The sequence below is a fragment of the Janthinobacterium sp. GL_088 genome, from assembly GCF_057837845.1.
The window spans coordinates 19544-39740 of record NZ_CM174453.1; the positions used below are offsets into that span (position 1 = coordinate 19544).

17 protein-coding genes are annotated in these 20197 nt (G+C 62.0%); 9 read left to right on the forward strand and 8 right to left on the reverse strand.

Features of this window, described 5'->3' with window-relative positions; genetic code table 11:
* Positions 1–71 precede the first annotated feature (71 nt).
* Positions 72–962 carry a LysR family transcriptional regulator gene (locus AC3IQ7_RS00085; protein WP_489208032.1) on the forward strand — a complete coding sequence of 297 codons (891 nt, stop codon included), beginning with the start codon at positions 72–74 and terminating at the stop codon, positions 960–962.
* A gap of 207 nt (positions 963–1169) precedes the next feature.
* Positions 1170–2876, forward strand: a complete 1707-nt coding sequence (locus AC3IQ7_RS00090; RefSeq protein ID WP_489208033.1) for a methyl-accepting chemotaxis protein — start codon at positions 1170–1172, stop codon at positions 2874–2876.
* Between the two features lie 24 nt (positions 2877–2900).
* Here AC3IQ7_RS00090 and AC3IQ7_RS00095 read toward each other — a convergent pair whose 3' ends face one another.
* Positions 2901–3224 (reverse strand): hypothetical protein, encoded by a 324-nt coding sequence (locus AC3IQ7_RS00095; RefSeq protein WP_489208034.1) that lies wholly within the window; start codon positions 3222–3224, stop codon positions 2901–2903.
* Between AC3IQ7_RS00095 and AC3IQ7_RS00100 the strand changes: the two genes are divergently transcribed.
* Positions 3192–6416 (forward strand): DEAD/DEAH box helicase, encoded by a 3225-nt coding sequence (locus AC3IQ7_RS00100; RefSeq protein WP_489208035.1) that lies wholly within the window; start codon positions 3192–3194, stop codon positions 6414–6416. The two genes, AC3IQ7_RS00095 and AC3IQ7_RS00100, sit on opposite strands and share 33 nt — an antisense overlap.
* A gap of 115 nt (positions 6417–6531) precedes the next feature.
* Here AC3IQ7_RS00100 and AC3IQ7_RS00105 read toward each other — a convergent pair whose 3' ends face one another.
* A complete protein-coding gene (locus tag AC3IQ7_RS00105) occupies positions 6532–7947 on the reverse strand; it encodes a heavy metal sensor histidine kinase (RefSeq protein WP_489208036.1) in 1416 nt (471 codons plus the stop codon).
* Complete coding sequence (locus tag AC3IQ7_RS00110; protein WP_322428963.1) at positions 7944–8654, reverse strand: heavy metal response regulator transcription factor; 711 nt, start codon at positions 8652–8654, stop codon at positions 7944–7946. Before AC3IQ7_RS00110 ends, AC3IQ7_RS00105 begins: the two co-directional genes overlap by 4 nt.
* Positions 8655–8724: 70 nt before the next feature.
* Between AC3IQ7_RS00110 and uraH the strand changes: the two genes are divergently transcribed.
* A complete protein-coding gene (uraH, locus tag AC3IQ7_RS00115; protein WP_489208037.1) occupies positions 8725–9201 on the forward strand; it encodes a hydroxyisourate hydrolase in 477 nt (158 codons plus the stop codon).
* 2 nt (positions 9202–9203) lie between these two features.
* On the opposite strand, the gene AC3IQ7_RS00120 is transcribed toward uraH, so the two are convergent.
* Positions 9204–9902 carry a glutathione binding-like protein gene (locus tag AC3IQ7_RS00120; protein WP_099379270.1) on the reverse strand — a complete coding sequence of 233 codons (699 nt, stop codon included), beginning with the start codon at positions 9900–9902 and terminating at the stop codon, positions 9204–9206.
* 177 nt (positions 9903–10079) lie between these two features.
* Here AC3IQ7_RS00120 and AC3IQ7_RS00125 point away from each other — a divergent pair, with 177 nt between their 5' ends.
* On the forward strand, positions 10080–10505 hold the full coding sequence (locus AC3IQ7_RS00125) for a hypothetical protein (RefSeq protein WP_099379269.1): 426 nt from the start codon (positions 10080–10082) through the stop codon (positions 10503–10505).
* 4 nt (positions 10506–10509) lie between these two features.
* Here AC3IQ7_RS00125 and AC3IQ7_RS00130 read toward each other — a convergent pair whose 3' ends face one another.
* A complete protein-coding gene (locus AC3IQ7_RS00130; RefSeq protein ID WP_099379268.1) occupies positions 10510–12156 on the reverse strand; it encodes a methyl-accepting chemotaxis protein in 1647 nt (548 codons plus the stop codon).
* A 313-nt stretch (positions 12157–12469) separates the two neighbouring features.
* Here AC3IQ7_RS00130 and AC3IQ7_RS00135 point away from each other — a divergent pair, with 313 nt between their 5' ends.
* A complete protein-coding gene (locus AC3IQ7_RS00135; protein WP_046683244.1) occupies positions 12470–12835 on the forward strand; it encodes a hypothetical protein in 366 nt (121 codons plus the stop codon).
* On the opposite strand, the gene AC3IQ7_RS00140 is transcribed toward AC3IQ7_RS00135, so the two are convergent.
* Positions 12829–13266, reverse strand: a complete 438-nt coding sequence (locus AC3IQ7_RS00140; protein WP_322428960.1) for a hypothetical protein — start codon at positions 13264–13266, stop codon at positions 12829–12831. The two genes, AC3IQ7_RS00135 and AC3IQ7_RS00140, sit on opposite strands and share 7 nt — an antisense overlap.
* A 169-nt stretch (positions 13267–13435) precedes the next feature.
* Here AC3IQ7_RS00140 and AC3IQ7_RS00145 point away from each other — a divergent pair, with 169 nt between their 5' ends.
* A complete protein-coding gene (locus AC3IQ7_RS00145) occupies positions 13436–14278 on the forward strand; it encodes an AraC family transcriptional regulator (RefSeq protein ID WP_489208038.1) in 843 nt (280 codons plus the stop codon).
* A gap of 55 nt (positions 14279–14333) precedes the next feature.
* On the opposite strand, the gene folE is transcribed toward AC3IQ7_RS00145, so the two are convergent.
* Both folE and nudC read right to left on the reverse strand, forming a co-directional pair.
* Complete coding sequence (folE, locus tag AC3IQ7_RS00150) at positions 14334–14900, reverse strand: GTP cyclohydrolase I FolE (RefSeq protein WP_035822985.1); 567 nt, start codon at positions 14898–14900, stop codon at positions 14334–14336.
* 78 nt (positions 14901–14978) lie between these two features.
* Positions 14979–15815 (reverse strand): NAD(+) diphosphatase, encoded by an 837-nt coding sequence (gene nudC, locus AC3IQ7_RS00155; protein ID WP_489208039.1) that lies wholly within the window; start codon positions 15813–15815, stop codon positions 14979–14981.
* A gap of 293 nt (positions 15816–16108) precedes the next feature.
* Between nudC and AC3IQ7_RS00160 the strand changes: the two genes are divergently transcribed.
* On the forward strand, positions 16109–18442 hold the full coding sequence (locus tag AC3IQ7_RS00160; RefSeq protein ID WP_489208040.1) for a catecholate siderophore receptor Fiu: 2334 nt from the start codon (positions 16109–16111) through the stop codon (positions 18440–18442).
* Positions 18443–18823: 381 nt separating this feature from the next.
* The gene (locus tag AC3IQ7_RS00165; RefSeq protein ID WP_035822991.1) at positions 18824–20137 is read left to right on the forward strand and encodes a dicarboxylate/amino acid:cation symporter; all 1314 of its coding nucleotides are present in this window, start codon (positions 18824–18826) and stop codon (positions 20135–20137) included.
* The last annotated feature ends 60 nt before the right edge of the window (positions 20138–20197 follow it).

Genomic DNA, 20197 nt, shown 5'->3' on the forward strand with positions numbered 1-20197 from the left:
GCGATCAAAGAAAAACAGGCTATAGTTTCTGTCTGTGCGGACGTTGACATCCGCAATCAAAGAGGAACCACATGGATAACCTGGCAGGATTCACGGCCTTCGTGCAGGCGGCCGAAACGCGCAGTTTTGTGGCGGCGGGCCGGGTGCTCGGTATTTCCGCCTCGGCCGTGGGCAAGAGCATCGCGCGGCTGGAAGAGCGCCTCGGCGTGCGCCTGTTTCAGCGCAGCACGCGCAGCATCGCGCTCACCAGCGAGGGTACGGTGTTCCTGGAACGCTGCCGGCGCATCCTGGGCGAGATCGAAGCGGCCGAGCTGGAGTTATCCAATAGCAAGAGCGCACCGCAAGGGCGGCTGCGCGTCAGCCTGCCGCAGGTGGGCAGCCTGCTCAATCCCGTGTTGGCCGCGTTCGCGCGCGCCTATCCGCTGGTGGAACTCGACCTCGATTTCAGCGACCGCCGGGTCGACGTGATCGAGGAAGGCTACGACGCCGTCGTGCGCGCGGGAGAGAGCGCCGACAGCCGTTTGATGAGCCGCCAGCTGGGCCAGTTCCAGCTGCAACTGGTGGCCGCGCCCGCCTACCTGGCGCAACATGGCACGCCGCGGCTTCCCGCCGAGCTGGCGCAGCACACTTGCCTGCTGTACAAGTTTCCCAGCAGCGGCAAGGTCGAAGCCTGGCCCTTGCCCGAGTGGCCTGCCCTGCACGCGGCCGGCTTGCCGGCCCTGCTCAACTGCAACAATGTCGAGACCCTGCTGCACTTTGCCGAAAGCGGCCTGGGCATCGCCGCCCTGCCCGACTTTGCCGTGCGCGCGGCGCTCGCCGCAGGCCGCTTGCAGCCGGTGCTGGACACGCACCGCCTGCACGACGGCGCCTTTCGCATCCTGTGGCCCAGCAGCCGTCACCTGACGCCGAAACTGCGCGCCTTCATCGACTTCCTGGCCAAGCACGTGTTTCCGGAAAACTAAGACCGCATCCAGCGCCGCGCTCGTTGTTTCCACACGACAACTTATTTAATTTGCTACCAATTTTTAAACTTTTCGCGGACTTGATACAAGTTTTTGTATTGCAGTGCGGAATTTTGAGGAACAATTACAGGCTGGCCGCCCTTACGTATAAACCCGTAGCCCTGGCCTGTCGACGTTTTCCTTCACTTCCGCAACACGAAAGCAATCATGTCACTCACACAATTCAAAATCGGCACCCGGCTCGGGATCGGGTTTGCTGTCGTCCTCGGCCTGCTGGTGGCCGTCTTGCTCGTCGGCCTGTACTCGATGGGGCAACTGAGCGCGCGCACGCACGACATCGTGGCCGACAAGAACGTCAAGATGGCGGCCGCCAATACCATGAGCGACAACGTGCGCAACATTACCCTGGCGATCACGAGCATTGTGGTGGCGCCGACGGAAGCGCTGGTGCAGGCGGAACTGGCCAAGATCGGCGAGTCGCGCAAGAAATACGGCGCCGCCAAGGAAACCTTGCTAAAGAAAATCTCGACGGACAAGGAAACGGCGCTGATGGCCGAACTCGATGCCGCCCTGAAATCGGGCGCGCCGCTGAACAACAAGGTCATCGAGCTGCGCAATGCGGGCCAGACGGAAGAGGCGATCGCCTTTTTGACGCAGCAGGCGGCACCGAGCCTGAAAATCGTGCTGGGCGCGCTTGACAGCCTGGTCGCGTATGAAGCGCAGCAGGCGGCGCAGGCGGCAACGGACGCCGAAACGCTGAGCACGAGCGCGCGCGCCTCCATGATTGCCCTGGGCAGCGTGGCCGTGCTGCTGGGCGCTTTTGTTGCCTGGATCATCACCCGCTCGATCACCCAGCCCATCAATGCGGCCGTCAGCGTGGCCGAAACCGTGGCTTCGGGCGACTTGTCGTCGCACATCGTCGTCAATTCCAGCGATGAAACGGGCCGCCTGCTGGGCGCCCTGAAAGCCATGAATACCAGCCTCTTGGGCGTGGTGGCGCAAGTGCGCCACGGCACGGATGCGATCTCCACGGCATCGAGCGAAATTGCCGCCGGCAACCTCGACCTGTCGTCACGCACGGAAGAGCAAGCCAGTTCGCTGGAAGAAACGGCGTCGGCCATGGAAGAATTGACCTCGACCGTGAAACAGAACGCGGACAATGCGCGCCAGGCCAACCAGCTGGCGAAAAGCGCGTCGGAAGTGGCCGTGCGCGGCGGCAGCATCGTCTCGCAAGTGGTCGACACCATGGGCACCATCAACGCGTCGTCGAAGAAAATCGTCGACATCATCGGCGTCATCGACGGCATTGCCTTCCAGACCAACATTTTGGCCTTGAACGCGGCCGTGGAAGCGGCGCGCGCAGGCGAGCAGGGACGCGGCTTTGCCGTCGTGGCAACGGAAGTGCGTAATCTTGCCCAAAGATCGGCTGGCGCAGCAAAAGAAATCAAGGAACTGATCGCCGCGTCCGTCGCCAACGTGGACACGGGTTCGCGCCTCGTCAATGAAGCGGGCCAGACCATGGGCGACATCGTCGACAGCATCGTGCGCGTGACCGACATCATGGGAGAAATCACCTCCGCCACGCACGAGCAAACCATCGGCATCGAGCAGATCAACATGGCCATCGCGCAGATGGATGAAGTGACGCAGCAAAACGCGGCCCTGGTGGAAGAAGCGGCGGCCGCTTCGCAAAGCATGCAGGAACAGGCGGGCGAACTGGCGCACGTGGTGGGCTTCTTCAAGACGGGCGACCATGTTGCCAGCGCAACCAAACTGAGCCCGGTGCGCACCACGCCGGCAGCGCCAGCCATCGCACGCCCATCGGCCAAGCCCGCACCCGCGCGCAAGGCCGTCGTGGCCGCGCCGGCACGCCGCAGCAATGCGGCTGCCGAGAGCGAATGGGAAGAGTTTTAATGCACGAGCTTTAATACAAGAGTTTTAACACCCAGCAACATCGGGATAAGGGAAAGCCAGGCAGGAAGTTGCTGCCTGGCTTTTTTTCGTCCGCAATCGCCACTTTTTTTGCGGCAAAGCCCGCGCAATAGGCGAAAGTGCAAAACACGCGCCGCGCATACGCTTTACAATCCTCGCTCGCTTTACAAAATATTGGTCATCATGAATCAGGCAGAACAGCAGCGCCTCCTGGCTATCCTGGAGTATTGGCACAAGATCGAATTTTTTATCCCGTTTGACCTGAATCAAATCACGGACGTTGAAGACCAGTCCACCGTGCGTCTCCTTCACCGCGAACAGCTGGCGCAATTGCCGCTGCAGTTCGCCACGCAATGGCAAGTGCCATCCGACCGCGAGATTGACGGCTACTCGCTGTTCCTCGGCGTGTTCGACAAAGCCGAAATCAACAAGGCTTGTCCGCCAGCCAACGGCCCGGAAAACATGGCCGAAACAGAAAAAACAGAACTGCTGGGACGCTCGTGCTTTGCCCGCCTGAACCTCAATGCGCTGGGCGAGCCGCAGTTCGACCCCGTGTCCGTGTCGACCTTGCCGTGGGCCCTGGGCCGCGCCCGCACGCCGGACTGGTCGGGCCTGAGCCTGGATGCCTTCAGCGACAGCCAGCTGGCGCTGCAAGACAGCCTGCGCAACTTCGCGGCAAGCCGCGCCCCGCAGCAGGTGACGGATGAGGCGGGCAATGTGTCTTCTCCCCTGTCCGGCATGGAAATCGCGGCCCTGGCCGACCTGCTGCGCGACTGGGCCGGTTTCCACCCGTCCGCCGGCCAGCCGCTGGCCGTGCTGGAATTGCGCACGCGCAAGAAACGCGCGGCCGTGGCGGACGCCGATGCACTGGAGTCCAGCCAGAACCGCAGCCTGGACTTCGGCGACGCAGTGGAACCCTCGATCGATATCCTCAACAGTTTTTACCTGGACGACCTGGAACAGATCATCCGCGCCTTGCGTGGCGGCAAGCTGCCCGCGACGGTCGCCGCCTACCTGACGCCGCTGGCGCAGGACGAGCGCATTGACCTGTACAGCCCGGCCGGACGCCAGGCGCTGGCCGCCATGCTCAATCCGGCCAACATGAACCGGGGCCACTGGCTGGAAGACGCCAGCTACGCCATGAGCCTGATGCAGCAGTTCGCCATCCACGGCGCGCGCACGGGCTTGAGCGAGCGGGGCATCTTTTCCGTCAACGGTCCGCCGGGTACGGGTAAGACGACCTTGTTGCGCGAATTGTTCGCCGACAACATCGTGCGCCGCGCCAGCGTGCTGTCCTGCCTGGACCGCGCCGGCGACGCCTTCATCGGCAAGGTGGCCGTGGCCTTCGAAGGCGTGCGCGACCCGATCACCATCGCGCGCTTGCGCCCGGAACTGACGGGCTTTGAAATGGTCGTCGCTTCGTCGAACAATGCGGCGGTGGAAAACATTTCCGGCGACCTCCCGAAACCTAAACAGCTGGGCAAGGAATGGGCGCGCACGCGTTACTTTGAAAGCGTGGCGCGCCGGGTCGTGGCCGACGGCAATGGTGCCAACCGCGCCTTGAGCGAGGCGGAAGCGCCATGGGGCATGATGTCCTGTGCGCTGGGCAATAGCGCCAACCGCCGCCGCTTCGTCAGCAATTTCTACGACGATGACTGGGACAAGACCACGGCGCGCAAGACGCCGAATGCGCAAAATATCCGCCAATGGCTGGCCAGCTACCAGGGCGTCAGCTTCGCCCAGGCGGCGCGCGAGTTTCGCGAGACGGAACACGTGGTGGAAAAGGCCCTGGCCGAGCACGCCCAATACGCGGCCCTGTGGCAAGCCGTGGGCACCTGCACGGAAGCCGACTTCATCGAGGCCAGCCAGCACGCGCTGATCGCCGCTGAGCAAGAAATGGATGCGGCGAATGGCGCACTGACCGACGCGCTGGCGCAGCAGGACACCCTGCTCGCCAGCAAGAAGGAATTGCTGGAAGAAGAACGCCTGGTGGCGCTGACGCAGCCCGGTTTCTTTGCCCGGCTATTCCGCACGGCACCGGCGCGCGCCTACAAAGAGGCCGTCGTGGCCAATGCCGAAGCGCAACGCCAGGCTGCGCGCGACGTGTCCGCCATCAAGCTGCTGCTCAAGGGCGAGCTGGAGCCACGCTGCGAGCGCGCCCGCAACACCCTGCACATCGCCCTGCGCACGGCGCAATCGCGCCAGCGCGAATGGGATGACAGCACGGAGCTGCTGCGCCGCGCGCGCATGCGTTTCCCCACCATTATCGCGCCGGCGAGCCTGGACGAGCTGGACGGCGACGCCCTGCAAATTGGCGGCCTGTGGCATGAACCGGCCCTGGCCCGCCTGCGCTCGCGCCTGTTCGCCAAGGCCCTGGCCCTGCATGAAGCGTGGCTGGCGGAAGTGGCAAAGAAGGGCGGTCCCGGCTTTGGCGGCAACTTGCTGGCCGTGTCGAAATTGCTGAAAAACAAGCGCGCCTATGACCAGTCGCACATCGCCATGGTCTGGCACAGCCTGTTCATGGTAGTGCCCGTCGTGTCGACGACGTTTGCCTCGTTCGCGCGCCAGTTCCAGGGCATGGGTCCCGAATCGCTGGGCTGGCTGTTCATCGATGAGGCGGGCCAGGCCGTGCCGCAAGCGGCGCTGGGCAGCCTGTGGCGCGCCAAGCGCGCTGTCGTCGTGGGCGACCCGCTGCAGATCGAACCCGTGTTCACGGTACCGGGCCGCCTCGTGCAAACCCTGTCCGCCCTGTCGCCGCACACACAGGATGGCAGCTATGCGCCAACGTCCGTTTCCGTGCAGACACTGGCGGACAAGGCCAACCGCTATGGCGCGACTGTCGGCACCGGCAGCGCACAGCCGCTGTGGATCGGCAGCCCCCTGCGCGTGCACCGCCGCTGCGTGGAACCGATGTTCTCGCTGGCCAACAGCATCGCCTACGAAGACAAGATGGTCTATGGCTTAGCTGACCGCATGCCGCCGGCTGGCGCGCGGGGCCTGACGCGGGGCGCCAGCCACTGGATCGACGCCGTCGGCCCCGTCAGCTACAAGCAGGTGGTGCCGGTGCAGCTCGATTTCGTGCTGGAAGTGCTGCTGAAACTGTATCGCCGCGACGGCAAGCTGCCCGACATGTATGTGATTACGCCGTTCAAGGCCGTGCGCAACGAATTGCGCTCGCGCATCGTCGACATGGACTGGGACCGCCGCCTCGGCTACGGCAAGGCGCCGACGGCGCGCGAATTGCGCCAGTGGAGCAGCCAGATGGTGGGCACCGTGCACACCTTCCAGGGCAAGGAGCAAAGCGTGGTGATGCTGGTTCTCGGCGCCGACGACAGCACGGTAGGCGCGGCGCAATGGGCTGCCGCCACGCCGAACCTGCTCAACGTGGCCCTGACGCGCGCGCAGCATTATGTGTACATCGTCGGCAACCCGCAGCTGTGGGGGCAGTTGCCTCACTTTGCGCCAGCGTGTGCGCAGTTGCCGCATACGGGCATGCATGAGTTTTTGGTAGAAATGGGCTAAACGGGGAAGGTCAGCTGCGTAGGTCGGATTAGGTGGGGCCGCCGAGGGCCGCAGGACCGTAATCCGACACAGCCAACGCCAACAATATTGTCGGATGACGCGTGGCTTCGCCCCGCTAATCCAACCTACGCTGCGTTGGGAACGTGAGGGTAAATGTCGTGGCGGCCGCATCCGACGCGACCGTCGCGCTGCCGCCATGCAATTGCATGATGGCCGTGACGATGGCCAGGCCCAGGCCTGTGGAAGCGGCCGAATCGCTGCGGGCCGGGTCGGCGCGATAAAAACGCTCGAACAGGTGCGGCAAGTGGCGCGCGGGGATGGCGGGGCCCAGGTTGCTCACGCTCAATTCCACGCCATCGTTCGTCGCGTGAGCGCGCAATAAAATCGTGCTGCCGGGCGCCGCGTGGCGGATGGCGTTCGACAGCAGATTGCCCAGCGCGCGGCGCAGCAGTTGCGGCTCGGCCGTAACATTGCCGCTGCCGTGGCAAGCCAGCGCCAGCTCGCGCTCTTCAGCCAGGCCTTCAAAGAAATCGGCCAGGCGCAAAAACTCGTCCTGTACAGGCAAGACTTGCTTGACGAGCACCATTTCATCCTGCTGCGCGCGCGCCAGAAACAGCATGCTGTCGATCATGCGCGACAACCGTTCCAGCTCCTCCACATTCGACGACACCAGCTGTTCATACTCGTGCGCGCTGCGCGGGCGGGCCAGCATCACCTGGCTTTGCCCCAGCAGATTGGTGACGGGCGTGCGGAATTCATGCGCCAGATCGGCGGAAAACTGCGACAGCCGTGCATAGCCTTCCTGCAGCCGCGCCAGCATGGCGTTCAAGGCCTGGATCAGGGGCAGCAGTTCCGTGGGCGCACCGCGTGCATCGAGCTGCTGCTCCAGCTTGCCCGGCCGCACGAGGGCCGCATGGGCCGCGATATTGCGCAGCGGCCGCAATCCCCGCAGCAGCATCAAGCTCGCCAGCAGTGCCGCCACCAGCGCACTGACGGCCACCGAGACGACAATCTGCCAGCGGTAGGCGGCAAACATGGCCGTGCGGTCGCCATAGACCCGGGCGACGGAAATGTTGGCCATCTGCGCCGGCTCGCCGATACGCGCGCTGGCAGCAACGACCCTGGCAGGATAGCCGTCGCGGCTGGTCCAGCTGACGATGGCGCTGTCGGTGACGGGCGCATCGACGGCCACGGGAACAGCATGCGCCACGGTCTCGCCGTTCGGATTGACATCGATCAAACGCGTGCCATCGGCGCGCACGATGCGGACCAGGGAATTTTCTTGCCCGCTCATGGTGTCGCGGAAATACTGAGGCCGCTCGCGGATGATGTCGAGGGTGCCCGCATTGCCCAGCAACTGCTGGATCTGCCGCAATTTCCCCAATAATAAAATGTCGTCGCGGCGCTCGATTTCCGCCACGAATGAACGGTACAAATGCATGCCCAGCCCGGCCGACACGAGGGCCACGATCAGCACGAAGACGAGCGTGACGCGCAGGGTCAGCGAGCGGCGGAGTTGCGCCAGCGTCATGGGGCGGCGCCGTTGTCAGGCGCCGTGGGCGCGCGCAGTTCGCAGACATAGCCCATGCCCCGCAAGGTGTGGATCAGCTTGGGTTCGAACGGGTCGTCGAGCTTGCTGCGCAGACGGCGGATGGCCGCGTCGATGACGTTGGTGTCGCTCTCGAAATTGATGTCCCACACTTGCGAAGCGATGATGGAGCGCGACAAGACTTCGCCCTGGCGGCGCGCCAGCAAATGCAGCAAGCCGAATTCCTTGGCCGTCAGGGTGATGCGCTGGCCTTGGCGGCTGACCTTGCGTTTCATCACATCGATTTCCATGTCGCCGATGCGGATAACGTCGTCTTCGCGCGGCGGCCCGCGCCGCAGCAAAGTGCGGATGCGCGCCACCAGTTCCGCAAACGCGAACGGCTTCACCAGATAATCGTCGGCGCCCAGCTCCAGCCCCTTCACGCGGTCCTGCACCTCGTCGCGCGCCGTGAGGAAAATCACGGGCACGTCCGCGCCTCCTTCTTGTAGCCGCAGCGCGCGCAAGACTTGCCAGCCATCCATGATAGGCAGCATGACGTCGAGCACGATGAGGTCGGGTGACTCCGTACTTGCCATGTGCAAGCCATCGCGACCATTGCGCGCCAGGCTCACCGTAAAGCCGGACTCGGCCAGACCGCGCAGCAAATAGTCGCCCGTCTTCGGTTCGTCTTCGATTACCAGGATGCGCATGGCCACTTTCTAAAGAGAATATGAAACCATTCTACGCCGCGCGCACACGGCCGCGGATGATAAAAATGTCATGTGGCCATCATCGTCGCGTAGGGCAACACTGGCCATACTGGCGCCATTGCACTCAACGGAAAAACGCAGGAAATCCATTCTTCCCGGCAGCATCCTGCTCGCCTGCACCTGCCTGTGCGCCATGGCGCAAGCCGCCAATCCCCTGAGCGTGCACATCCTCGATTTACAGAGCGGCCAGCCGACGGTGGGCGTGACGGTCACCCTGGAGCACAAGCGGGGCAAGGACTGGATGCAATTGAGCAGTGGCGTGACGAATGGGCAGGGGCGCATCGCGGCCATGTATCCGGAAAATCTCGCCATGCAGACGGGCGACTACCGCATCGTGTTCAAGACAGGCGAGCACTATGCGCGCCTGAAACAGGAAACGTTTTTCCCGGAAATTCCTGTGCAATTTCACGTGGAAAAGACTGACCAGCACTATCACATTCCCTTGCTGCTCAGCCCTTTCGGTTTTTCAACCTACCGAGGAAATTAAGTTTAACCGAGCGTCTTCGCCGTCTGCCCGAACAGCACGCTTTTCGCGTCGCCGCTGACGGTCGGTTGCACATTGATTTCAGCCGCCCGCGCATACGCGCGCACGGTGGCGGGACGGGCAGCAATGGCGGCGAACCAGCGCGCCAGGTGCGGGAAGTCTTCCAGCTTCTGGCGCTGGCGTGCGTGCGGCACGATCCACGGGTAGATCGCCATGTCGGCGATGGAATAGCTGTCGCCGGCCACGAATTCGCGGTCCGCCAGGCGCTTGTTCAGCACGCCGTATAGCCGGTTCGTTTCGTTGACGTAGCGCGTGATGGCGTAATCGATGGGCTCGGGCGCGTACTGCACGAAATGGTGGTTTTGCCCGGCCATGGGGCCAAGGCCGCCCATTTGCCAGAACAGCCACTGCATGACTTCGGCACGTCCCCGCACATCCACCGGCAGGAATTGCCCGCTTTTCTCGGCCAGGTATTGCAAAATCGCGCCCGACTCGAACAGGGACAGCGGTGCACCGCCATCTTCCGGCGCCTGGTCGACGATGGCGGGGATGCGGTTGTTCGGCGCGATGGCGAGGAATTCGGGCTTGAACTGGTCGCCCTTGCCGATATGCACGGGAATGATGTTATAGGGGATGCCCGCTTCTTCCAGGAACATCGTCACTTTGTGCCCGTTGGGCGTGGTCCAGTAATACAGGTCGATCATCGTGGTCTTTCCAGGTAGATAAGTGGGGCAGGCGCACTTGGCATAACTATTGTCGCGCCGCAACTGATATGCATGGATATAATGCCACGTAAGCGGAAAACAAGACGGCGCAAGCACCCACTAGCGCCGTCACGCAGGCATCCCGACATTCCCGAGCACCAACCAAGAAAGCCGACCATGCGCAAACTCCTGATCGTCACGCTGTCCGTCCTGCTGTCAGGCTGTGTCCAGGACTTCGCCATCTACATGTTCGATGGGCAAGACCATTCCCTGACCGTGCGCCGCCAGCAACGTTATTTTTGGCAAGATACCGTGGAAGTGCAGCTGATGGCCACCAATTTGCCGCAATGCCAGCGCCTGCATACCCTGTCGACGGATGCACCGGCCGACATCACCGTCGAGCTGTTTGCGGCTGGCGATGGCTTGTGGAATATCCGCATGGGCAAGCAGCTGTGGCAGGCGGAAACGAATACCTGCAATGAACTGACGGAAATGGAAAACGACCCGAAAGCCGACCTGGGCCAGCCGGTCGGGCAATTCGTGGTCGTTGATGACAAGCTGGAATTCGAACCGGCGCCGCAAGCGGCGGCACCAGCCCAATAAGTCCTTAGCGCGCCGCCAGGCTGCGCAGCGGCTTTTTCGCCACGGCGCGTGGCGCGCCAGCCGAAGTGGCCGCCAGGCGCGGCGATGTTCCCGACTCTTGCGCCGACAGTTTGAAGCGGGCGACCAGTTGCGCCAGCACGGCCGCCTGGTCCTGCATGCTCGACGCCGCCGCCGCCGCCTCTTCCACCAGTGCCGCATTTTGCTGCGTCACGCTATCCATCTCCGTGATCGCCTGGTTGACGTGGCCGATGCCCGTGCTTTGCTCGTGCGAGGCGGCCGTGATGTCGGCCATGATGTCGGTCACGCGCGACACGGAAGCGACCACCTGATCCATCGTCGTGCCCGCCTGTGCGACGAGGGTGCTGCCGGCAGCGATGCTGTCGACGGAAGCGCCGATGAGTTCCTTGATTTCCTTCGCTGCGCCAGCGGACCGTTGCGCCAGGTTGCGCACTTCCGACGCCACGACGGCAAAGCCGCGTCCCTGTTCGCCGGCACGCGCTGCTTCCACGGCCGCGTTGAGGGCCAGGATATTTGTCTGGAAGGCAATACCATCGATGACGCCGATGATGTCGACGATCTTGCGCGACGAGGCGTTGATGGTGTCCATCGTGCCGATCACTTGCGCCACCACGGCGCCGCCCTGACGGGCCACGGCGGAAGCGGACTGCGCCAGTTCATTCGCCTGCACGGCGTTGCCCGCGTTTTGCGTCACGGTCGAGGTCAATTCCTCCATCGAGGCGGCCGTTTCTTCCAGCGAACTGGCTTGCATTTCCGTGCGCGCCGACAAGTCCATATTGCCGCTGGCAATCTCGCTCGACGCCGTGGCAATCGTCTCGGCGCTGTGGCGGATTTCGCTGATCGCATCGACCAGATTGGTCTGCATGGTTTTCATCGCGTACAGCACGCTGTGGCGGTCGTTGGCATGCGTGCGCACGACGCCGCTCAAATCGTTATTCGCGATCTTTTCGGCCACGTCGGCCGCATACTCGGGATCGCCGCCCAGCGCATGGCGCAGGCTGCGGTTGATCACCACGACGACGGCCGCCAGCAGCGCACACACCAGTACCAGCACGCCCAGCGAGGTCAGCAGCGACTGGCGGAAGGCCGCATCGATATCATCCATGTACACGCCCACCACCAGGGTCCAGGCCCATGGCTTGTAGGCCACCACGCGGCTCATCTTCGGTTCGGGGGTTTTCTGGCCCGGACGGGGGAAATAATAGTGAACGAAACCCTTGCCCGCATCGCTCTTGCCGACGGTAACGATGTCGCGGTACAGATAGGTGCCGTTGGCATCCTTGAAGTCCGACATGTTCTTGCCATCGGTTTGCGGCGCGGCGGGATTCATCACGACGACGGCATCGAGGTTGATGATGGACAAATAACCGGTCTCGCCGAAACGCATGCTCTTGATGACGGCCGTAGCCTGCTTTTGCGCCTCTTCCTTCGTCAAGGCGCCGCTGGCGGCCAGGTCGCCGAACATCTTGACGGCACCCAGGCCCAGGTCGGCGGCATTGCTCAAGTCGGCGCTGCGCTCCTCGATGCGGATCTTGCGCACTTCCAGGGCGTTATAGACAAAAATAACGGTGATGCACAACAGGCTGCAAATCAGGGGGATCCATAACTTCTGCTGGAACGTCAATTTCTTCATGCTGTGTCTCCGACTGTAGATTTGCGGCGATGGGGGTGTAGCCCGCTTCCGGCTCTACGGCCAGGAATGCGGCGGCGACGGTACTCTGGCGGCACCGTTCAGACGACTCCAGCATACGCTCGAACGACCGACATTTACAATGCCGGGAAGCAATGATTTTTGCCCGGTGTTGTTAATGCGTTGCGACAATTGATGAGAATTGATGCTGCATTGCAGTAAAAAAGCACGCAGATAGGCGCTGGCAAGGCAGGCGGGAGTGGCGTGCGTGTGTCAAAATGCACGCCGTATACTCAATGAATCACGAAAGCACAGCATGACCAAGAATGAAGCCATGAAACGCATCAACGACCGCCTGGGCAAACCCACCCTGACGGACAAGAACACGCATTTTGCCAGCGTCGCCAGCTATGGCACCGACGAAGGCTGGTGGCTGAAGATCCCCTTCCTGACATTCAAGCAGGAATTGCACTTCATCCTCAACAATGAGAAAACGAAAAGTTTCCAGCACCTGAAAATCGGCGCCAACCAGATTCTCAGCCCCGGCATGAAATTCCGCAGCACGGGCGGCGCGGCCGACGCCTTCATGTCGGCTTCGGCGCCGAAACGCCTGGTCGACTTGCTCGACGGTGGCAGCAAGTACAACTTCACCAAGCATTTCATCAACGACTACCGCTACTGATGCGCGGCCGAGCTGCCGTCACCTGGCGGCAGCCGCGGCGGTAGCCAGGCCCTGAGCAAATGCTGCGCGATGTCGAGCGCGTCGTCGCGACTGGTGCCAAAGTGTAAAGGGTAGCCCCAGAACTGGCCGAACATGACGGCGAAGGCCTTGCCGGCCAGGCGTCTGGCGGCGTTCGGTTCGACCAGCACCATGCCCTGGATATACGCGCGCAAGGCGGCCTTGTGCCGCTTCATCCACAGCACGGCGCGCTTGCGCTCTTCCTGCGGATGGTCATGCCCATCCTCGTCCAAGCCTTCTTCGCTGAGAATCACAAACGCCTGCTGGCGCGCCAGCAAGTCCTCGAACTGGGCGAACAAGGCATCGTCGGGGCTGCTGGCGGCGTTGTCGCGGCGCATCCAGACGAGGGGGAAATCGGTGATATCGAGTTGCATGGGAGACTCCTTCAAGGGGGTTGCCGTTCCTCCTCACCTTCATCAGAACACGGGCGGCGGCGGTTGCCGTTGAAGCGGGGCTGCGGATGCCCATACGATAGCGTTGGCGGCATTGCGCGTCATTGCATAAAATAGCCACAATATTATTCAATCCAGCCAAAGTCTTCCCATGCCCCATCCCCTCTTGCCCAGCATGCTGACGGCCCACCTGGGCCTGGACGATGACGCCTCCATCCTCGATTTCGATGTCGATGGCGTGCTGCGTCCCCTGCTGGCCGTGGGCCTGGCCAGCGTGCCCGAGGATGCCGAGCAGGCGCCGCACCAGCACCGCAAGGGGCAGTTGCTGTATGCCACGCGGGGCGTGATTCATTGCGAGGTGGAAAGCGGCGTGTGGATCGTGCCGCCGCAGTGCGCCGTGTGGATACCGGGCGGCCTGATGCATTCGGCGCAGGGCGTGGGCGAGGCGGAATGCTATTGCCTGTTTGTCGAGCCGGCCATGGCGCCGGCCTTGCCGGCCGTCTGCTGCACCGTGGCCGTTTCGCCGCTGCTGCGCGAACTGATCACCAAGGCGGCCGGTTTTCCCCCTCTGGCCGCGCTGCAGGGCACGCAGGAACGCCTCGTGCTCACCCTGCTCGATGAACTGGCGGCCGCGCCCGTGGAAGACTTGCATTTGCCAATGCCGCACGATGCGCGTTTGCGCTGCCTGGCCGCCCTGCTGCTGGCGCAGCCTGCCGATAAAAGCACCCTGGCCGAATGGGCCAGCCGCATCGGCATGAGCGAGCGCAGCATGACCCGGCAGTCCTTGGAAGAAATGGGCATGAGCGTGGGCCGCTGGCGTCGGCAATTGCACGTCATCCTTGCCTTGCAACGACTGGCGCAAGGCCACAGCGTGAAAGCGGTGGCACTGGAACTCGGCTATGAAAATACCAGCGGTTTTGTCACCATGTTCCGCAAGGCGGTGGGCAAGCCGCCGGCGCGCTACCTGGCGGAGCGGGAATCCAGGAGAATATAAAAACGCATAAAAAAAGGCGACATATGCCGCCTTCGTCTTGCATCGTCTCCGAAAATCAGACTTCGCGCGCCAACGCCAGAAACTCCGTGCGCAGCGCCAGGTTCGGCTGCATCTCGCCCAGCATGGCCGAGGTGATGGTTTCTTCGCCCGGCGTGCGGATGCCGCGGCTTTCCATGCACAGGTGGCGGCAGCGTACGACCACGCCCACCGATTTCGGTTCCAGCACTTCCATCAGGGCATTGGCGATCTGCATCGTCATGCGTTCCTGCACTTGCAGGCGCTTGGAGAAGCAATCGACGAGGCGCGTCAGTTTCGACAGGCCGACGATCTTGCCGTTAGGCACATAACCGATGGTGGCCTTGCCGAAAAATGGCGCCAGATGGTGTTCGCAATGGCTGTAGACGGGGATGCCGCGCACGACGATCAGCTCGTTGTACTGTTCCGCGCCATCTTCAAACGCTTTCAGCAAGTCCACCGGATCCTGGCCATAGCCGGACGTCCAGTGCTTCCACGCCTTGGCCACGCGCGCCGGCGTTTCCAGCAAGCCAGGACGCTGCGGATCTTCGCCAAAGCTGCTGATCAGCCGGCGCCAGTCGTTTTCGGAGAATTCTTCTTGAGACATGCTAAACCACCCTAAAATTTTCAATTGCCGCCAGTATATAGAAAATGCGGCAAGCTGCCCGAGCAACCCCGGCTTTTCCTATGCCGTTGGCGGACGGTGGGCGCGCACCAGCAGCGCCGAAATCGACACGCTCGAACTCGCTTCTGGCCACGCATCGCCGGGGCCGAACCAGCGCGCCTCGGCGATCTCGTTCTCGTCGAGGCGAATTTCGCCATCGAGGTAATCGGCCGTAAACGCGATCATCAGCGAATGGGGAAACGGCCAGGATTGGCTCATGAAGTACTGCAAGTTATGCACGCGCAAACCCACCTCTTCCATCACTTCGCGGTGCACGGCTTCCTCGATCGATTCGCCCGCTTCCAGGAAACCGGCGAGCGGACTGAAGCGCTGCGATGGCGAATGCTTGTGCATGGCCAACAGCACCTGGTCGCCCTTGCGAATGAGCACCATCATGGCTGGCGAAATGCGCGGATACGCGAGCATGCCGCAAGCGGCGCAGGTGAAGCAGCGTTCGCCGCGCGTGCGCTGCATGGGCGTGGCGCACACGCCGCAATGGCGGTGCGTACGCGCCCACTCGGCCAGTTGCGCGGCGCGGCTGGCCAGGCCCAGGAAACCATCGTCGACGGCATTGAACAACGAACGCATGCCGTGCCAGACCAGGCCGGAATCAGCGGGCAAGGCTTCGTCATCGCGCCAGACGGCCTGGCAATAGCGGCCCTGCCACAAGCCCACGGGCTGGGCGCGGCTCAGGTCAATATCGAGCGCGGCCGCCTCGGCGGCGGTGGGCAGGGTCAGGTCCGGCGTGCGCAACAATAAACGTCCGCGGTGAAAGACAAACGTCAGCGTCTGTTCGGCGGCCGGGGCCGGTTCGGGAGCGTCGATCAGGGGCACAAAAGCGTCAGGAGTATGGAGCATGCTTGGCGGAAATTTGTAAAGGTTGCTCATCATACTCTCGCTCCCGGACGCCTGCCCGCGTAGCAGCGGTTCGGCCGCAAAGCAAGCATTCATGCGGCATCACAGTGTTTTTTTTCCGGCACACAAAAATCGTTGCGTAAACGAGACTGATAACGATTCTCATTTACGAAATAGCGCCCAATTATTACAATGTCACACAACCCGTTTCCCCAGCCAGCCACTTGTCCGCGTGCGATAGCACCGCGCGCAGCGCCAGCCAGGAACCACTACCCTGACCTTATCGAGAGAGCAAGATGGCAATCAAGAGCCGCAAACACGCCCCAACCCGTTTCAACCAGCACATCGGCGCCGCCCTGGCCGTGATGCTGCTGCCCGTCGCCGCCCAGGCGGCCGACCCAGCCGGCCAAAGCGCCCCGGCATCGCAGCAAATGCTGAACGAAGTCAAGGTCGTGGGGTCCAAGGAAAATGATTTCAAGGCCGAAAAAGCCTCGTCGCCGAAATACACGGAAGAGCTGGTCAATACGCCGCAAACCATCGTCGTGATCAAGAAAGAATTGATCGAACAGCAAGGCGCGCTGACCCTGACGGACGCGCTGCGCAACACGCCTGGCGTCGGTACTTTCTTCCTCGGTGAAAACGGCAACACGAACACGGGCGACGCCGTCTACATGCGCGGTTTCGATTCGTCCGGCAGCATCTATGTCGATGGCGTGCGCGACGTGGGCTCCATCGCGCGCGACGTCTTCAACATCGAACAGATCGATGTCCTCAAGGGCCCGGCGGGCACGGACAGCGGCCGCGGTTCGCCGACCGGTTCGATCAACCTGGTCAGCAAGACGGCCACCATGGAAAACAAATTCAACTCGCTGCTGACAGCAGGCAGCGGCAAGCAGAAGCGCGCCACGGCCGACTGGAACCGCATCCTCGACAGCGATACCGGCACGGCCTTGCGCCTGAACCTGATGACGCAGGACAGCGGCAATCCGGCGCGCGATGAAGTCACGAACAAGCGTTGGGCCTTCGCGCCCACCGTCACCTTCGGCATTGGCAAGCCGACGCGCATCACGGCCAGCTACCTGCACGTGGATCAAAACAACGTGCCCGACGGCGGCGTGCCGACCATCGGCTTGCCAGGCTACTCGACGCCGGACGTCGCCACGAAGGAGCAACCGGTCATCCGCACCTTCCTGAACGGCGCCGCCAAGGTCGATCCGAAGAACTTCTACGGTTCCACCTCGGACTACGACAAGGTCAAGGCCGACATGGGCACCTTGCGCATCGACCATGATTTCTCGCCCAACGTACAGCTCCAGAACACGACGCGCTACGGCAAGACCCAGCAGGACTACCTGCTGACGGCCTTCATGGGCAGCCAGGCCAACCTGAAGACGCCGGTCACCACCGATCCGTCGACCTGGACGCTGGCGCGCTCGCTGCGCACTGTGAAGGACCAGGAAAACACGATCCTGACCAACCAGACCGTGGTCAGCGCGCAATTCGACACGGGCGTGCTGAAGCACTCCCTGGTGGCCGGCGCCGAGTTCACCAGCGAAAAACAGACCAACTACAGCTATGTGCCAGCCACCCTGGGCACCTTGCCGGATGCTAATCTGTACAATCCGAATCCGCGCGACACCGTCACCGGCCACAATCCCGTGCGCAGCGGCGCCTTCACGGAAGGCGAAGTCAACACGCAAAGCCTGTATGTGTTCGACACCGTCAAGTTCGGCGACAAGTGGATCTTCAACGGCGGCGTGCGCTTCGACCATTTCAACACCACGTATGACGCCGTCGCCCTGCAAGCGGCCGTGGCCAAGGACCAGGTACAAAAACTGCCGGTCGGCACGCCGATTCCTACCCATTTGACCCTGAGCGACACCCTGGCCAACGGCAAGATCTCAGCCATGTACAAGCCGACGCCGGACAGCAGCGTGTACGCCTTGCTGGCCACGTCGAAAGCGCCACCTGGCGTCAACTTCGCCCTGAGCACGGGCGCCAACAGCGCGCAAAACCCGAACTACGACCCGCAGGAAACCATCACCAAGGAAATCGGCACCAAGTGGGACTTCCTGAAGCAAAAACTGTCGCTGTCGGCCGCCGTCTACCAGACCACCGTCAAGAATGAATTGGAACAAGATCCTGTCATCTCGACCATTTATTACCAGACCGGCAAGAAGCGCGTGCAAGGCCTGGAACTGGGCGTGGTGGGCGAGATCATGCCGAACTGGCTGGTCAGCGCCGGCTACACGCGCATGAATACCAAGGTCGAGTCGAACAAAGTCTTCACGGCCAGCGGCGAGAAGAGCCTCACCTACACGCCAAAACAGGCGTTCACCAGCTGGACTTCGTACACCCTGCCGTTTGGCCTGAAGATCGGCGGCGGCGCGCGTTACGTGGGTGAAATGCTGCGCGGCACCGATGGCGCCGTCGGCACGCCGGCCCGCGTGGATGCCTACTGGGTCTTCGACGCCATGGCAACCTACACCGTCAACAAGAACCTCGACTTGCAGTTGAATGCCTACAACCTGGCCGACAAGACCTATGTGGCGGCCATCAACAAATCCGGCTTCCGCTACACTCCGGGCCAGCCACGTTCGTTCAGCCTGACGGCGAATATCAAGTTCTAACGTCAAGAATAGTATTCCGCAACATCGGGCCCCTCTTCGGAGGGGCTTTTTTATTGTCCTGATAATCTTGTCTTTTTGGCGCACCTCCGCCCTGCCGCGACTAGCGTATGAAAAGTCATACAGCGATGCGCTTGCGCGTCCAATATTTCGCGCAAGTGTGCGAAATTGCGACATCCTGACAACAAAAAAGCCGCCTTAAATCAACAACTTAAGAAGTTATGTAGGAAATTCCAATTTCAGGCATATCCTTTGCTATGTACAGGTTTTGCTGCAAATAATCGCTAGCACGCAAGGGCTTGTTTTTGAGAAATATTGACTCCAAGCTTGAGTTGCTCGCTATCAATAATCCGCTCACAGCGGCGTTTCACCGGAGGAGTCAAAATGAAAAAGAAACGGCCATTAACCCTGTACATCCTGATTGCCATGATCCTCGGCATTGCCGTGGGCTATGGATGCAACACCGCCTTCCCTGATGCCAAGCTCAGCGCTCAAATCGCTGGCAATATTTCCATCGTCACCGACGTCTTCCTGCGCCTGATCAAGATGATCATTGCGCTGCTGGTGTTCTCCACTCTGACGGTCGGTATCGCCCACATGGGCGACGGCAAGACGGCCGGCCGCATCGGCCTGAAAGCCATGTGCTGGTTCGTCGTAGCCTCGCTCGTTTCGCTGGCGCTGGGCATGGTGCTGTCGAACCTGATGCAGTTGGGAACCAACCTCGGTTTGCCATTGCCGGACGTACACGCTTCAACCAATCTGAAAACGGCCGCCTTCACCTTGAAAGATTTCTTCACGCACCTGGTGCCGAAGTCGCCGATCGAGGCCATGGCCAACAATGAAATCCTGCAAGTGCTGGTGTTCTCGATCTTCTTCGGCGGCGCACTGGCCGGCCTGGGCGAATCGGGCAAGACCCTGACAGCCGTCGTCGACCAGCTGGCACAAGTCATGCTGCGCATCACCGGCACCATCATGAACCTGGCCCCACTGGCCGTGTTCGCCGCGATGGCCTCCGTCATCACCACCCACGGCCTGGGCGTGCTGGTCACGTTTGCCAAGTTCATGGGCGGCTTCTACGTCGGCCTGCTGTGCCTGTGGGCCCTGCTGATCGGCGCCGGCTTCGTCGTCATCGGTCCGCGCATCTTCAAGCTCGTCGGCCTGATCCGCGAACCATTCCTGCTGGCATTCTCAACGGCCAGCTCGGAAGCGGCGTATCCAAAACTGCTGACGGCGCTCGACCAGTTCGGCGTGGACCGCAAGATTTCCAGCTTCGTGTTGCCAATGGGCTACTCCTTCAACCTCGATGGTTCGATGATGTACTGCACCTTTGCCGTGCTGTTCATTGCGCAAGCCTATGGTATCGACCTGTCGATCGGCACGCAGATCACCATGCTGCTGCTGCTGATGCTGACCTCGAAAGGCATGGCCGGCGTACCGCGCGCCTCGCTGGTGGTGATTGCCGCTACCCTGAACCAGTTCAATATTCCGGAAGCCGGCTTGCTGCTGCTGATGGGCGTCGACCAATTCCTCGACATGGGCCGTTCGGCCACCAACGCGGTCGGCAATGCCGTCGCCACGGCTGTCGTCGCCAAGTGGGAAGGTGGCCTGGCCACCGAGGAAGAAGCCGCTGCCGCCAACGCGGCCAGCCAGAACACGGAAAGCCATTGGGGCGAAGCGGATCACGCTAGCAAAGCCTGATAGCGCCATGGCCCGCCACAAGCGGGCCATTTATTTGTTGTCGATGTTGAGTAACAAGCA